The 14,170-nt window shown below is 59.4% G+C and carries 15 protein-coding genes; 13 read left to right on the top strand and 2 right to left on the bottom strand.

Going from position 1 to position 14,170, the window contains the following annotated elements:
- Positions 1-113: 113 nt before the first annotated feature.
- The 6 genes from rpsA to D0544_RS03745 all read left to right on the top strand — a co-directional run bounded on the left by rpsA (position 114) and on the right by D0544_RS03745 (position 5,844).
- Positions 114-1,793: a 30S ribosomal protein S1 gene (gene rpsA / locus D0544_RS03720; protein WP_125014656.1), complete on the top strand. Its 1,680-nt coding sequence runs from the start codon at positions 114-116 to the stop codon at positions 1,791-1,793.
- A 267-nt stretch (positions 1,794-2,060) separates the two neighbouring features.
- Complete coding sequence (gene ihfB / locus D0544_RS03725; RefSeq protein WP_125014657.1) at positions 2,061-2,354, top strand: integration host factor subunit beta; 294 nt, start codon at positions 2,061-2,063, stop codon at positions 2,352-2,354.
- A gap of 127 nt (positions 2,355-2,481) precedes the next feature.
- Positions 2,482-2,799, top strand: a complete 318-nt coding sequence (locus tag D0544_RS03730) for a lipopolysaccharide assembly protein LapA domain-containing protein (RefSeq protein WP_125014658.1) — start codon at positions 2,482-2,484, stop codon at positions 2,797-2,799.
- The gene (lapB, locus tag D0544_RS03735) at positions 2,799-3,980 is read left to right on the top strand and encodes a lipopolysaccharide assembly protein LapB (protein ID WP_125014659.1); all 1,182 of its coding nucleotides are present in this window, start codon (positions 2,799-2,801) and stop codon (positions 3,978-3,980) included. Before D0544_RS03730 ends, lapB begins: the two co-directional genes overlap by 1 nt.
- A gap of 124 nt (positions 3,981-4,104) precedes the next feature.
- Positions 4,105-4,794 (top strand): orotidine-5'-phosphate decarboxylase, encoded by a 690-nt coding sequence (gene pyrF / locus D0544_RS03740; protein ID WP_125014660.1) that lies wholly within the window; start codon positions 4,105-4,107, stop codon positions 4,792-4,794.
- A gap of 150 nt (positions 4,795-4,944) precedes the next feature.
- Positions 4,945-5,844 carry a formylglycine-generating enzyme family protein gene (locus D0544_RS03745; RefSeq protein ID WP_125014661.1) on the top strand — a complete coding sequence of 300 codons (900 nt, stop codon included), beginning with the start codon at positions 4,945-4,947 and terminating at the stop codon, positions 5,842-5,844.
- A gap of 20 nt (positions 5,845-5,864) precedes the next feature.
- On the opposite strand, the gene tsaA is transcribed toward D0544_RS03745, so the two are convergent.
- Positions 5,865-6,590, bottom strand: coding sequence for a tRNA (N6-threonylcarbamoyladenosine(37)-N6)-methyltransferase TrmO (tsaA, locus tag D0544_RS03750; protein ID WP_243647240.1), 726 nt, complete (start codon positions 6,588-6,590; stop codon positions 5,865-5,867).
- 90 nt (positions 6,591-6,680) lie between these two features.
- Between tsaA and D0544_RS03755 the strand changes: the two genes are divergently transcribed.
- Positions 6,681-9,368, top strand: a complete 2,688-nt coding sequence (locus tag D0544_RS03755; RefSeq protein ID WP_125014662.1) for an ATP-binding protein — start codon at positions 6,681-6,683, stop codon at positions 9,366-9,368.
- 30 nt (positions 9,369-9,398) lie between these two features.
- The gene (locus D0544_RS03760; RefSeq protein ID WP_125014663.1) at positions 9,399-10,370 is read left to right on the top strand and encodes an NUDIX domain-containing protein; all 972 of its coding nucleotides are present in this window, start codon (positions 9,399-9,401) and stop codon (positions 10,368-10,370) included.
- A gap of 427 nt (positions 10,371-10,797) precedes the next feature.
- On the opposite strand, the gene D0544_RS03765 is transcribed toward D0544_RS03760, so the two are convergent.
- Positions 10,798-11,403: a trimeric intracellular cation channel family protein gene (locus D0544_RS03765; protein ID WP_125014664.1), complete on the bottom strand. Its 606-nt coding sequence runs from the start codon at positions 11,401-11,403 to the stop codon at positions 10,798-10,800.
- A 159-nt stretch (positions 11,404-11,562) separates the two neighbouring features.
- Here D0544_RS03765 and D0544_RS17085 point away from each other — a divergent pair, with 159 nt between their 5' ends.
- The 5 genes from D0544_RS17085 (at position 11,563) to D0544_RS03785 (ending at position 13,645) form a co-directional block, all read left to right on the top strand.
- Entirely contained in the window at positions 11,563-11,712 is a 150-nt protein-coding gene (locus D0544_RS17085) for a hypothetical protein (protein ID WP_164880824.1), read from the top strand.
- Positions 11,713-11,744: 32 nt separating this feature from the next.
- Positions 11,745-11,930, top strand: a complete 186-nt coding sequence (locus D0544_RS03770) for a hypothetical protein (protein ID WP_125014665.1) — start codon at positions 11,745-11,747, stop codon at positions 11,928-11,930.
- A 113-nt stretch (positions 11,931-12,043) separates the two neighbouring features.
- Positions 12,044-12,667, top strand: a complete 624-nt coding sequence (locus D0544_RS03775) for a M41 family metallopeptidase (RefSeq protein ID WP_125014666.1) — start codon at positions 12,044-12,046, stop codon at positions 12,665-12,667.
- Positions 12,667-13,206 carry a hypothetical protein gene (locus tag D0544_RS03780; RefSeq protein WP_125014667.1) on the top strand — a complete coding sequence of 180 codons (540 nt, stop codon included), beginning with the start codon at positions 12,667-12,669 and terminating at the stop codon, positions 13,204-13,206. The genes D0544_RS03775 and D0544_RS03780 overlap by 1 nt, the downstream gene beginning before the upstream one ends.
- Positions 13,196-13,645 (top strand): hypothetical protein, encoded by a 450-nt coding sequence (locus tag D0544_RS03785; RefSeq protein WP_125014668.1) that lies wholly within the window; start codon positions 13,196-13,198, stop codon positions 13,643-13,645. Before D0544_RS03780 ends, D0544_RS03785 begins: the two co-directional genes overlap by 11 nt.
- The last annotated feature ends 525 nt before the right edge of the window (positions 13,646-14,170 follow it).

Below are 14,170 nucleotides of genomic sequence, written 5' to 3' on the forward strand. Positions count from 1 at the left end.
GAGACGCGGCATTGCGCCCTTTTGCTATTTGACCCCACAGGCTGGCACTGTGGTGGAGGCGGATCGGGGCTGTTGCCCTGGGAAGCCGTAGACTTTAAACAACAGGAATCACAATGAGCGAAAGCTTTGCAGAACTTTTTGAAGAGAGCCTGAAAGGGCTCGACATGAAACCAGGCTCCATCATCAGCGGCCTGGTTGTTGACATCGACAGCGACTGGGTAACCGTTCACGCGGGCCTCAAGTCTGAAGGTGTTATTCCGCGCGAGCAGTTTTTGAACGATGCCGGCGAGCTCACCATCGCCGTGGGTGACGAAGTTCAGGTTGCGCTGGATGCGGTTGAAGATGGTTTCGGCGAAACCAAGCTGTCCCGCGAGAAAGCCAAGCGCGCTGAAGCGTGGAAGGTTCTCGAAGCAGCCTGTGAAGCCGAAGAGATTGTTAAGGGTGTTATCAATGGTAAGGTCAAGGGTGGCTTTACGGTTGATGTTAACTCTATCCGTGCCTTCCTGCCGGGCTCCCTGGTTGACGTGCGTCCTGTGCGTGACACCACTCACCTGGAAGGTAAAGAGCTGGAATTCAAGGTTATCAAGCTGGACCAGAAGCGTAACAACGTGGTGGTTTCACGTCGTAGCGTGCTTGAGTCCGAGAACAGCGCTGAGCGTGACGCCCTGCTCGAGTCCCTGCAAGAAGGTCAAGAGATCAAGGGTATCGTCAAGAACCTCACCGACTACGGTGCGTTCGTTGACCTCGGCGGCGTTGACGGCCTGCTGCACATCACCGATATGGCCTGGAAGCGCATCAAGCATCCGAGCGAAATCGTCAATGTTGGCGACGAGATCGACGTTAAGGTCCTCAAGTTCGACCGCGAGCGTAACCGTGTTTCCCTCGGCCTCAAGCAGCTGGGCGAAGATCCATGGGTTGCCGTTAAGAACCGTTTCCCTGAAGGCGCCCGTACCACTGGTCGCGTAACCAACCTGACCGACTACGGCTGCTTCGTTGAGCTGGAAGAGGGTGTTGAAGGTCTGGTTCACGTATCCGAAATGGATTGGACCAACAAGAACGTGCATCCTTCCAAGATCGTTCAAGTGGGCGACGAAGTGGGCGTTCAGGTTCTGGATATCGACGAAGAGCGTCGTCGTATCTCCCTGGGTATCAAGCAGTGCAAGGCCAACCCATGGGAAGAGTTCTCCAGCAAGTACAACAAGGGTGACAAGATCAGCGGCAGCATCAAGTCCATCACCGACTTCGGGATCTTCATTGGTCTGGAAGGCGCGATCGACGGCCTGGTGCACCTGTCTGACATCTCCTGGAACGAAGTGGGCGAAGAAGCCGTACGCAACTACAAGAAGGGCGAAGAGCTGGAGACCGTTATCCTCTCTATCGATCCTGAGCGTGAGCGTATCTCCCTCGGCATCAAGCAGCTGGAAGACGATCCGTTCTCCAACTTTGCTGCTGTTAACGAGAAGGGCACCATCGTCAATGGTGTGGTGAAGGAAGTGAACGCCAAGGCGGCGATCATCACCCTGGCCGACGAAGTGGAAGGTACCCTGCGTGCTTCCGAAATCAGCCGTGACCGCGTTGAAGACGCGACTAACGTGCTGAAAGTCGGTGACGCCGTTGAAGCCAAGATCGTCAGCGTTGACCGCAAGAATCGCGTGATCAGCCTGTCCATCAAGGCCAAGGACGAAGCCGATGAGAAAGCTGCTATGAAAGAGCTGCGTTCTCAGGAAGTGGCCGCTGCCGGCCCGACCACCATCGGTGACCTGATCAAGGCGCAGATGGGCAACAAGGAGTAATTCACTCCCTGTGGTTGAAAAAAGGCACCTTCGGGTGCCTTTTTTTATGCCGGGTCCTGCGGTATTTAGGGACCTGTGTGCTGGTCGGGTAGGGATGATCAGGGGAAAGCCTGCGGGCGGAGCCCCGCTTTAGCCAGGGAAAAAGGGTGAACTGTGTAAAGCCTGTCCAAATACCCTTAATATGTCCTTAATAATCAAACAGTTACTTGATTTATTTATAGCGATTGGCTATTTTTAGTGCATCCGTGATTAGGGGCTGGGATAAAGATGACCAAATCGGAACTGATCGAACGTATTGCAGAGAAGCAGGGGCAGCTGTCCGTCAAGGATGTTGAGCTGGCGATCAAGACGGTGCTTGAACAGATGTCCCAGACACTGGCGGTCGGAGAGCGTATAGAGATCCGTGGGTTTGGTAGTTTCTCTTTGCATTATCGGGCTCCTCGGGTTGGCCGTAACCCCAAGACAGGGAACTCCGTGCGCCTTGAGGGCAAATATGTGCCCCACTTTAAGCCCGGCAAGGAGCTGCGTGAGCGCGTTAACCTGAGCCTTCAGGCAGAGTAATTAAAGAGGCTGGTTGCACTGGCCTGTTTTTTTTGCGAGCGGCACCACCTATAATTTTTCTGTTCGGTAACCCTGCGGGTTGCCCATCGGATATCTCAATAACATTGACCGTTAAGGCGGGGGGGCTATGCAAGCGCTGATCACATGGCTTAGGTGGCTATTGCTGGCAGCCCTGTTGCTGCTGATGCTGGTGATGGCGGTCGAGTTCGTGGCCTCCAATACCGATCTGGTGACCATTAGCTATCTGGGCTATGAAACGCCTGAAGGAAGCCTTGCCTGGTATCTCCTGCTGGCGTTTGTGGCAGGGGGCTTGCTGGGGGTAGTATCGGCTGCCTTCGTCGTGTCTCGCTTATGGATGCGTAACAAGAGCCTGGGCCGAAAGCTGGCAAGGCGTAACGCAGAGCTGAAAAGTCTGCATGAGAGCGTCATCAAAGGAAGCGACTGATGCCGGAATGGGGCTTGCTGCTACTCCTCTTTGCAGCGATCGCGATAGGCTATGCGTTGGGTCGTATCGACCGAGAAAGGAAGCGACGCAAGAAAGCGGAAAATCTTTCCCAGGAGTATTTCGTCGGCCTCAACTACCTGCTTAATGACCAGCCGGATGAGGCGATCGAAACCTTTATTCGTGCACTGGATATCACCAGCGAAAGTGCCGAAACCTTTGAAACCCGCATCACTCTGGGACGGCTTTACGGCCGCCGTGGTGAGATCGAGCGGGCGATCCAGGTTCACCAGGGGCTTTTGGCCAAACCCAGCCTCAGTTACCAGCAATCCCTCAGGGTCCAGCTGGAGCTGGCTCGGGATTACCTGTCGGCGGGACTACTGGATCGAGCCGAAGCGCTATTAAGGGATATTGCCAAGGCGGAGAACAGTATCCGCTACGATGCCCTTAAGCTCCTGCTGGATGTTTATCAGCAGGAAAAGGAGTGGCAGCGCGCCATCGACGTCGCGCGGCAGCTGCTGAGCCGGGATGAGGGTTATTACCGCAACCGGATGACCCACTTTTTTTGCGAACTGGCGGAGCTGTCGTTGCAGCGCCGCGAATACCATGATGCGCGAGAGCGCTTGCAGCAGGCTTTACAGGCGGATCGAAACTCGGTGCGTGCCAGCCTCCTGATGGGGGCCATGGAGTACGAGCAGGCCAACTACCGGGCGGCCAACAAAGCGCTGCAGCGGATCGCCCAGCAGGACCCGGAGTTTGTATCGGAGTCGGTTCCCCTGCTGGTGAAAGTGGATCGAAAGCTGGGTCGCTTCCAGTCGATCTCCGGCTATCTCAACCGTTGTCTCAAGGAGCACCCGTCGACGGCTGTAATGCTGGCGATTGCCGAGGGAATTCACCGCTCCAGCGGGAGCAACCGGGCCAGCCGCTTCATTGTCAACCAACTGGTCAGGCGCCCCTCTCTCAAAGGACTCTACGGGTTGATTGATCTGCATCTGGAGCAGCTGGAGGGCAGCAGTCGTGAAAACCTCGGGCTGTTGGCCAACCTGGTCTCCCGCGTGATCGACAGCAAGCCGGTCTACCGTTGCGGTCAATGTGGCTTCAGTGGCAAGGAGCTGCACTGGCAGTGCCCCAGCTGCAAGGAGTGGGGTGCGGTAAAACCGATACGGGGTATTGAGGGGCAGTAGGGCTGGCTTTACAATAGCGTCCTTAGGTTTCCCCGGACACTCCCTTTGGGTCGCCCCGCGCATCAACAACCGGCCCGGTTCGCCAATAGGTTTACCCCTTTTTCACTTTCTCCTGGATCTCCCTATGTCTCCGATTCTTGTCGCCCTCGACTACCCCGACAGCGCTGCTGCCCTGGCCCTGGCTGACCGCCTGGACCCTTCACAGTGCCGATTGAAAGTGGGCAAGGAGCTTTTTACCTGTGCGGGCCCGGCGGTGTTGGAGGCGTTGCATAAGCGTGGTTTTGAGGTCTTCCTTGATCTCAAGTTTCACGACATTCCCAACACCGCTTCCAAGGCGGTAAAGGCGGCCGCAGAACTGGGGGTGTGGATGGTCAATGTCCATGCCAGCGGAGGGCGTCGAATGATGGAAGCCTGCCGTGGGGTGTTGGAGCAGCGCACTGGCCCTAACCCGTTGCTGATCGCGGTCACCGTGCTCACCAGCATGGAGCGTAGCGATCTCGCCGAGATTGGCCTCGATCTGGATCCTCTCGACCAGGTTCGGCGCCTTGCTCAACTCACCCACGACAGCGGTCTCGATGGAGTGGTCTGCTCCGCCCAGGAGGTGAGCCTGTTGCGCGAGCAGCTGGGCAGCGCCTTTAGCCTGGTGACCCCGGGTATCCGTCCCCTCGACAGTGACAAGGGGGACCAGCGCCGGATCGTTACCCCTCCCCAGGCGATGGCCATGGGCAGTAGCTATCTGGTGATCGGTCGACCCATCACCCAGGCCCCCGACCCTGCCCGGGCGCTGCAGGCAATTATCGACAGTCTCGCCTAGGCGGTTACGACCTCCTCACACGCCGGGATCGGATCGGCAACCCATTGCGCTGGCGCAAGAGTGCCCCGGGCTGTCTATACTGATTTCGTTTCATATGCTTGAGTGCGGTCCTTGGTTTTTAGCCCGGGCCGCGCGGTGAGGAGGCTTGAGATGAGAGTCTGCTTGTTGCTTCTGCTGGTGCTATCCTGGCCGCTTAGTGCTGCTGAGCGCTATACCCCCTATCCCTTTCGCGACCTACTGGTCAACGGGCAGTCCTGCTCCTCCTGCCCGCAGATGGTACGTTTACCTGCCGGCCGCTTTTACATGGGAGCCTTCCCCGGCGATGGCCACAGCGATGAGCGCGGACCGGGCGGCGTTCCCTTTGAGGTCAGGATCACCCAGGTGGTGGCGATGTCGGTCAGCGAGGTGAGTCGGGAGGAGTACAGTGCCTTTATCGAGGCGAATCCCCAGCGGGCCAGCAGTGGCTGTGGCGGCTTTGTGGCCGGAACCTTTGCCGCACAGATCGAGCAGGGATGGCGCTTCCCCGGATTTGAACAGACCGCTGACCACCCGGTGGTCTGTGTCAGCTGGGAGGATGCCCAGGCTTACGCCCGTTGGCTCTCCGCGATCACCGGCAAACGCTATCGCTTGCCGACGGAGGCCGAGTGGGAATATGGCGCGCGGGCAGGCTCCATCACCCGTTACTGGTGGGGCAACCACATGGCCTCAGAGCGGGTGAACTGCGGCAGGCCGCAGTGCGACATCGAATTCCCGGCCACGGCACCGGCCCATGCCCTGGACCGTAACGGATTTGGCCTCTACCACACCCTTGGCAATGTCTGGGAGTGGGTCGAGGATTGCTATCAGGCGGACGCCTACGCGCTCTTCAGCAGCCAATACCCGCGGGCGGTGGCGGGCGATGCCCAGTGCAAGCGGGTCATCCGTGGTGGCTCCTGGAATGAAGGTTACTGGAGCCTGCGGGCCTCCAACCGCGAGGGCTGGTTGCCGTCACGCCCCCTTAACGACATCGGCTTTCGGGTGGTGCGTGAGGGGGATGAGATGCCGATCTGAGGCGCGATGGGCGGGGGCTACTATTCGTTGACCGGCTCTCCCGGCTCGATTAGGTAGACCAGAAAACCACCGTCCTCGATGCGCCAGCGCACGTTCAGCTCCCACAGGTGCATTCCGTAGCTGCGTTCGCTGCTCTGGTGCAGGTAAGCGGGGCGGGGGTCCTGGGCGAGAATCTGCTCCACCAGTGAACGCAGGTCACGCCGGGTCTGGCGTTGATAGTGGTCGCAAAACTGTTCGACCTCGACGGTGAACCGGACCGCAGCGCCCCCATCCGGCTCCGGAGCAAAGCCGCCGCTGGCATCGTCGATGATATCCGCGTAGGGCAGATAGGGTTTGATATCCACCACCGGTGTCTGGTCCAGCAGGTCAATGCCGGACAGCTCCAGCAGCAGTTTGCCCTCCCGCTCCACGATAGACTCCAGCCGGACCACTGACATCCCCAGGGGGTTGGGCCGGTGGGTGGAGCGGGTAGCGAACACCCCAACCCGTTTTTTGCCGCCGAGACGGGGGGGGCGGATGGTTGGCCTCCACCCCTCCGCCATGGTGCGGTGGAAGATAAAGTGGATCCAGAGGTGGCTGAACCCCTCCAGCCCAGCCAGTGCCTCGCGGCGGTTATAGGGAGGCAAAAGCTCAAGCTCTCCACGTGCCGCGCGCACCAGGCCGGGTTGTCGGGGAATGCCGAACTTCTGTCGGAAACAGGAGTGTATGATGCCTATCGGCGTAAAGGTGACGGATGGTATGCTCACAGGTCTGAAAGGGACTCCCGTTGGTGAAGGGGTGACATCGATGGGGCCTGAGCGGGCATTCTAACAATTTCTCAGGGGACGGATAGCGGCGTGAAAATAAAAGCCAAGATTGTCATTATCGTGTGTGCGGTTATCCTGGCAGCTTTTATTACCACCGCCCTGCTGGTGGGCCTCAAATCCAGCAACACCGCCCGCACCCAGGCTTACGAGATCGCCGAGCAGACCGCCCTGGGTAACAGTCGTGTGGTGCAGGCTGTGTTGCAAAACGGACTCTACAAAGCCCATATGCTGCGCGCCGCCATGGTACAGATTATCGAGAGCGGCCACCTCGACCGCCAGCTGGCCAACCATATGCTGATCAGCGCCTTTGAGGATGACCTCAATATCACCTCGGTCTGGTCCATTTGGGAGCCCGATGCCTTTGACGGGCGCGATCTCGAATACATCAATACCCCTGCCCATGACGCGACCGGGCGTTTCATCCCTGCCTGGCAACTGCGTACCAACCTGATTGTTCGCATGCCCACCGATCACCTGGTCAACAGCGACCTTTACCAGCGGATGAAGCGGAATCATCGTGCGGTGATCTTTGAGCCCGATCGTCATACGGACTATGCCGATGGACGCCTGCTGGTGAGCCTGGTGGTACCGATTATGGAGTATGACCGCTTTCTGGGGGTGGTGGGGATCGACCTAGATTCGAGCGTGTTGCAGGCGCAGGTGGTTCGCGCCCGTGTCAATGACCTGGGTTATGCGGGGCTGGTTTCCGACAAGGGCACCCTCTTTGCCCACAGCGAGTCCTCGCTGGTGGGTGAGTCCCTGGCGGAGGACCCCCAGTACCGGCAGGCCCGGAGCAGCCTGCTGGAGAACCGGTCCTACAGCGAGGTGGTCTATTCAACCGAGCTGCAGCAGGAGATCCTCAAGATCTATACCCCCATACGGGTGGGTGCCGCCAGCGAACAGTGGACCTTTGTTGTGGGCGTTCCCCTGGATGCGGTACTGGAGAGCTCCCGCTCCCTGAGTCACTTTACCGGCGTGATCGGGGTAGCCACCCTGATCCTGATGATCCTGATTCTGTCGCTGCTGTTGCAGCCGGTGATCGACCCCATTACCGAGATGGCCAGTCTGTTGCGTGATCTGGCCAAGGGCAAGATTCGCCGCCCTCGGCCTAGGGAGGAAGGCGGTGACGAGGTGGATGACATGTTCCAGAGTTACCACCAGTTGATCGCCGCCAACGAGGAGATGAGCCGGGTATGCGAGGCGATCGCCGTGGGGGACTTCAGCCAGCGCATGAGCGAGCGTAGCGATGGCGACCTGGTGGCGCAGATCATCAATGATATGGCCAGCCGCCGCCAGCTGATCGATATGGAGATGCGGTCGGCACGCCAGGCGGCGGAACAGGCCAACCGGGCCAAGAGCCAGTTTCTCTCCAATATGAGCCATGAACTGCGGACTCCACTCAACGGGGTCCTCGGCTATGTGCAGGTATTGCTGCGTGACCAGAGCGCCAATCCCGGGCAGCGCCAGGCGTTACGAGGGATCGAAAACTGCGGGCAGCACCTGTTGAGCCTGATTAATGATGTGCTCGACATCTCAAAAATCGAGAGTGGCCGCCTGGAGTTGGAGATGGGGTCGACCCGGCTGGCCGACCTGCTCAACAGTGTCAGCGATATCATCCGCCAGCGTTGTCAGGGAAAGGGGTTGGAGTTCATGATGGAAGTGGCGCCAGACCTGCCCCTGACCATCGCCACCGACGAAGTCAAATTGCGCCAGATCCTGATCAACCTACTGGGCAATGCGATCAAGTTTACCGAGCGCGGTCATGTGCTGCTGAGGGTTCGTGAATGCCCCGAACAACAGATGCTGGAATTCAGCGTCGAGGACAGCGGGGTGGGTATTCCTGCGGATAAGCTCAAAGCAATTTTTGAGCCCTTTAAGCAGGCCGACACCGGTCACCAAAGCTCGGGCACCGGCCTTGGGCTTGCCATCAGTCGACGGCTTTGTGAACTGATGGGGGGGCGCCTCAGGGTTAGAAGCCAGGAGGGCAGGGGGAGCTGTTTCAGTTTTACGGTGCCGCTGCGAGAGCTTGACGACCAGTCTGGTTTGCAGTTGGTGGATGAGCGTCTGCAGGCCCCCCACCTTAAGGCTGGGCAACGGGTGCGCGTTCTGATTGCGGATGACCAGGAAACCAATCGTGATATTTTGTCACGTCTTCTGGGGGAGGCCGGTTTTGAAACCCTGCAGGTTCACAACGGCCAGCAGGTGCTGGATCATCTGGAGTCCGATCCTCTGCCGCTGGTGCTGATGGATATCCGCATGCCGGTGATGAGTGGCACTGAGGCCGCTCGACGCATACGAGACTCCAAACGTTACCCCAATACCCGGGTGATCGCTGTCTCCGCCTCGGTCTTTCCCGAGTTTGTCGATCACCTGGCGGATTATGGCTTTGATGACTTTATCGCCAAACCGTTTCGGGCATCCGAACTCTTTAGCAAGATCCAGAAGCATCTTGGGGTAGAGTACGAGCCTTTATCGCTTCCCGACGTCGAAGAGGAGGTGCAGGTACCGCTACCTGTATTGCCGCCAGCCTGTTTCAATCGTTTGCAGCAGGCCGTGGAGCTAGGGGACATTGAAGCCTTGCGCCAGCTGGAGCTGGAGCTGGCGGGGATGGGGGACGCGGAACGTCATTTTGCTGAAAAATTGGGCGCCCTGCTGGTGGATTTTGATCTGGGGGCGATTCAGGAGTTGCTGACAACTCTTGAGCCCTCAAACCCTTAAAGATACGAGAGATACTAAGGAGAAGGGGCGGTGATTGAGGTAACAGCGGCCATCATCGAGCGGGGCGGCAAGGTGCTGGCAGCGCGTCGTCCGCCCGGCGATCCTCTGGCTGGGTTTTGGGAGTTTCCCGGCGGCAAACTGGAAGCGGGTGAAACCCACCGCCAGTGCCTCAGGCGCGAGCTAGAGGAGGAGTTGGGGGTGGAGTGCGAGGTGGGCGACTTCGTGCTATCGAATCCCCATACCTATGGCGACAAGCAGGTGCGGCTGCACGCCTACTGCGTGCGTCTGGTGGCGGGAGAACCACAGCCCAGGGACCATGACCGGCTCTGCTGGCTGGAACCTGCAGCGCTGATGGCACTGCAGTGGGCCGCAGCGGATATTCCGATTGTCGAGCGTTACCAGCAACTGTGCGCGCAGCGACAGACCCTGGACTACTACGAACAGAACGCATCCGCCTACGCGGAAGAGACCCGTGCCCTGCCCATGGAACCGCTCTATAGCCGGTTTCTCGCGCTCGTGCCCCCGGCGGGGCGCATTCTCGATCTGGGCTGCGGGTCCGGCCGTGACAGCCTCTTTTTTGCACGCTCAGGTTATCGGGTCACTGCGGTGGATGCCTCGCCGGCGATGGTGGCCGAAGCCGCGCGCCTGACTGGCCTTGAGGCGGGAGTGATGCGGGCCCAGCAGCTTGAAGCCCAGGCTTGCTACGAAGGGATCTGGTGCAGTGCCAGTCTGCTGCACTCGCCCCAGGCCGAGCTTCCCGAACTGTTCGATCGCATTGCCCGCGCGCTGGTACCGGAAGGGGTGTGCTACGCATCCTTCAAACGGGGTGCCGGAGAGCGTGTGGACGGTCGGGGGCGCCTGTTTTGTGACCAGACGCCGGAGAGCCTGGCGCCGCTGCTGCAGCACCACCCCCTGTTGAAAATTGAGTCGCTGTGGGAGAGCCGTAGCCCGCTGCGCGGCGTCGAACAGGGTTGGTGTAACCTCCTGCTGCGGCGCCGATAGGGGCTGCCTGCGACATTTTGCCCCATTGCGTGCCCACCGCGCTCGCGTACACTCGAGGGGTACCTATCGACACCCGCACGTGTTGAATTGATGGCAGACCCCCTGGTCTGCCATTTTTTTTATGTACAGGATGTACGGTATGCCGCGAGAGCCATGGATGGCGGTAGCGGCGAAGGGGATGTAGGTAGATCGCGTTAGGCAGGGATGCCGGTAGCGATCAAAGGGTAAAGAGAGGGCGGTAGCGGAGAAGGGTATGTTCGGGCACGGCAGCTGTACTTCTGCGCAGCCGGCACGCCCTACGTCGCTGTAGGTCGTAGATCACGTTAGCAGGGATGCTGAGCGGCCAGAGAACGATGGCAGGTCGTCGGTCGCCTGGGGCAGCGCCGGTGCGCTGAGGACTGCGTGCTCTGGTGCAGCGGAATCCGGGTCAGTTATGAAAGCGGAAGGTGGGGAGCGAGAGGTTCCTGCGGATCGCCAGCACGCGGATGCTCAGGGTCACCAGCGCCGATAGCAGCATCGACAGTTCGACGGGGATTGGTAGCGCCAGCAAACCCAGGTAAACGGCCGCGCCCATCAGGGAGGCGGCAGCGTAGATCTCGCGACGCAGCACCATGGGCACCTGGGCGCAAAGCAGGTCACGGATCATGCCCCCCATGACCCCGGTCATGATGCCCATCATGATGGCAATGGTCGGCCCGCTGCCGTAGGAGAGCGCTTTTTGGGTACCTATAATGGTGAAAACCGCCAGCCCCAGGGCATCGGCGTATTTGAGCCCATAGAGGTCCACATTGATACGGCGTGCGCTCCAGAACACCAGCAGGGAGGTGAGCAGGCTAAGCTGGATGTAGATCGGGTCGCGTACCCAAAAGACCGGGGTTGCGCCCAGGATCAGGTCGCGGAAGGTACCGCCGCCGATGGCGGTGGCCAGGGAAACCACCATCACCCCAAACAGGTCCATCCGTCGTCGCCCTGCAATCAGGCAGCCGGAGATGGCAAACACGATGGTTCCAAAGAGGTCTAGCCAGTAAAGCATAAGGGGGTCCGTCGGAAATCTGGGCGTATTCTAGGAGCTATCCATCGCTTCGTCACCTGCCATTAGGTGCCCTGGGTCTCATTGGTCGTGGGCGGGGTTGCCAAGTGACGCTTCCTGACCCTAGGATAGGGTTCAGTTTAGCCCCCAGTGGAGCCCATCATGAGTCCAGCTGACGAGAGAGACACCCTGGAAACCGACGACTTCGATTTTCTGGAGGAGGTGGATGACGAGTTCAGCACCGACTCCTTTATCGATGCCCAGCCCGAGCCTGAGGCGGACAATGATTGTGGCGATGCCTGCAAAATATAAGGGGCCTGAGACGGCCGTCGGTGGGGCTTACCATGGGTGAGGTGGTGGCGTTTCGCAAGCCCTCCCTGAAGGAGAAAGCCAAGGGCAAAACCCTGTGCAAAAACGGCTTTCACAAGTGGGAGATCGAACACCAGAAACAGTTCGATGTAAAACAGGGCTGCCTGGTTACCGCCTGGCGTTGCAAACGCTGCGGAGAACGAAAGGTGAAGGCGATTTAGACATTACCTGTCACTTCAGGCGACATGTTGATTTGTACAGTTTTGCCCCCGCCCCTGTCAGCCGCTAAGCTCGGTTCAAGACTAAAGCAACCCGCTGCTGAGGTTGCGATGGGGTGAACATGGTCAAGGAGCGCAAACCCAGTTTCAATGAGGTCGCCTATCACGAGGCAGGTCATGCGGTAGTGGCTCACTACTATCGACGTGCAGTGTTTGAGATCTCGATGCAGGCCGACAAATATGTCAGTGGCTGGATGGTGAATGCCCGGCGCCCCCCGGTTGGAAAGCGGATGGATGGTATCTCCAAGCTTAGCCAGCTCTGGCCCCATGCGGTTGAGGAGCTGCTGGTCGAGTGTACCATTCTGATGGCTGGTGGTGTGGCCGAGGGAGGCTATCTGCGGATACCCCTCGGGCAGGTGGAGGGAGCGCAGGCTGATTTTGAATCCCTGGTTCAGGAGATGCGGGCGATGGAGGTTCTGCAACGCGAGATACCCGAGTTCCAGCAGATGTTGCCCCTCAACCGCGAGCGTCTGTTGCACAGCGCCATCGCCCGGGCAAATCGCATCATGACCCACCACAGTGGCTGGCTTTTCGTGGAGCGTATCGTTGGTGCGTTGATCGCACGGCCCCACCTGGGGCAGGAGAGCCTCAAGCGGATACTGGCCGATATGCGCCAGGATAGCGGTCAGCTGCCCAGCGACCGGGCCCCTCTGAACTATCAGATGGCGATGGACCTCTGATGGGTGACAATAAGCCTGCATCAAACAAGCCCCGTACGCGAAGGGCACCGATCCGTCTGCGCTCAATCGTCTCCGGGCCGGAATGGCTTGAAACCCTGCTCAGTGGGCTGCCTGAACAGGGGTTGGGCGAGCGCGAGCTTTTGATTCGTAACAGTTACCGTGTCGCGGAAAGTGATTATGGTCGTAAGCCTGCCGGCTTCGACGACACTGGCCTGCGTAGCCTGGCCTGTTTTGAACGGGATCAATTGCTGTTTTGGCCCTGGGTGGCGGTGATCGAACTCAGTGTTGACAACTCTGCCCGCGAGGGATGGGGCAAGGCGGAGCTGAACCGTTTGCTGACCCGGGTGTTCGGCGCAGCCGAGAGCCTCCGGGTCCGTTTTTATCGCCGCAGCGAGGAGCGATTTCTGGTGCGCGCCATCGACCAGACCGAGCTGATCGACCGGCTGGAGTGGATGCGTGCCTGCCTGGCCGAGGAAGGGGGGGATCGGGGGGGGCATTCGGCCGCTCTGCCAGGGGATGCACTATGGGTTGGGTCCTGATCTTGAGAGCGCCGATGCCCGCTGCAGCGCGACCCCGCCTCGGATGAACAGCGAGGGCGATGCTTCAAGCCTTAACCACTACCGCCGGCTCGCCGGGCAATGGGAGGAGGAGCAGCACCCCCACGAACGGCTGCTGTCGGGGCTGGAACTGGTTGCGCTGCGCTGCTGGGTTGGTTCACAGCCGGAGGGAACGCCGGTGCTTGACCCACTGATCCTGGACTGGTTGGAGGCCGGAGAGGCCAACCAGCCCGAGGACTGGTTCCATAGCCAGTTGCGCGAGCGGGGCTGCTGCAACCATTGCGGCAACCGTTACAAGCTGGAGAATCTGGCGATCTGCACCTGCTGCAGTATCACCCTCTGCCCCTTCTGTGTGGGTAAAACCGATAGGCAGTCATCTCGCTACCGGCGCTGTGAGTGTGGAGGAGATTGGGTTGGCTAGGAGCGGGAGAGTCCTGGTTTGCGTGCTGGCCTCCTTCAAGCCCTGCAAGAGCGCAGGCTGGCTGAGGACCCCTCGACGGGGAGTGATCAAGGGTTATGGAACAGGAGGAATAAGCCATGAGTGAACGCCCCTCCGTCTATCGGTGCGGCAATGTCTACCATGTGGTGTTCAGGTCAGGGAACCTTATGATTGATGGGCAGCAGGGTGAGCATGTACCCCGCTATGAAGCGGGTAACCCCTGCCATCCGTCACCATGCGGGGCGGTGATTCTGCCGATAAGGAAAAGGGACAAGAAAGATCCTGGATAGGTTAGGAGCGGCGACAGGGTATAGCGGGTTGAGAACGAAACCGGCCAGGTTGGGGGTAGGGGCTACTAATTGCCCAAAGAAACTCTTAGAATGCGCCTCGCTTTTGCTGGTGGTGGTAATCAGGGGTGCCCTTTACTGTCTCACCGGCTGCAAGATGGCCGCTGTTTTTTGGTGTAGTCTGTATTAAGCAATCAGTTTGCGCGTCTGTGCGAGTTCC

This window comes from Aestuariirhabdus litorea (assembly GCF_003864255.1).
Classification (GTDB): Bacteria; Pseudomonadota; Gammaproteobacteria; order Pseudomonadales; family Aestuariirhabdaceae; genus Aestuariirhabdus; species Aestuariirhabdus litorea.

Coding starts and splice junctions, on each gene's coding strand:
- rpsA (WP_125014656.1), top strand. CDS start 114: ATGAGCGAAAGCTTTGCAGAACTTTTTGAAGAGAGCCTGAAAGGGCTC.
- ihfB (WP_125014657.1), top strand. CDS start 2,061: ATGACCAAATCGGAACTGATCGAACGTATTGCAGAGAAGCAGGGGCAG.
- D0544_RS03730 (WP_125014658.1), top strand. CDS start 2,482: ATGCAAGCGCTGATCACATGGCTTAGGTGGCTATTGCTGGCAGCCCTG.
- lapB (WP_125014659.1), top strand. CDS start 2,799: ATGCCGGAATGGGGCTTGCTGCTACTCCTCTTTGCAGCGATCGCGATA.
- pyrF (WP_125014660.1), top strand. CDS start 4,105: ATGTCTCCGATTCTTGTCGCCCTCGACTACCCCGACAGCGCTGCTGCC.
- D0544_RS03745 (WP_125014661.1), top strand. CDS start 4,945: ATGAGAGTCTGCTTGTTGCTTCTGCTGGTGCTATCCTGGCCGCTTAGT.
- D0544_RS03765 (WP_125014664.1), bottom strand. CDS start 11,403: ATGCTTTACTGGCTAGACCTCTTTGGAACCATCGTGTTTGCCATCTCC.
- D0544_RS17085 (WP_164880824.1), top strand. CDS start 11,563: ATGAGTCCAGCTGACGAGAGAGACACCCTGGAAACCGACGACTTCGAT.
- D0544_RS03770 (WP_125014665.1), top strand. CDS start 11,745: ATGGGTGAGGTGGTGGCGTTTCGCAAGCCCTCCCTGAAGGAGAAAGCC.
- D0544_RS03780 (WP_125014667.1), top strand. CDS start 12,667: ATGGGTGACAATAAGCCTGCATCAAACAAGCCCCGTACGCGAAGGGCA.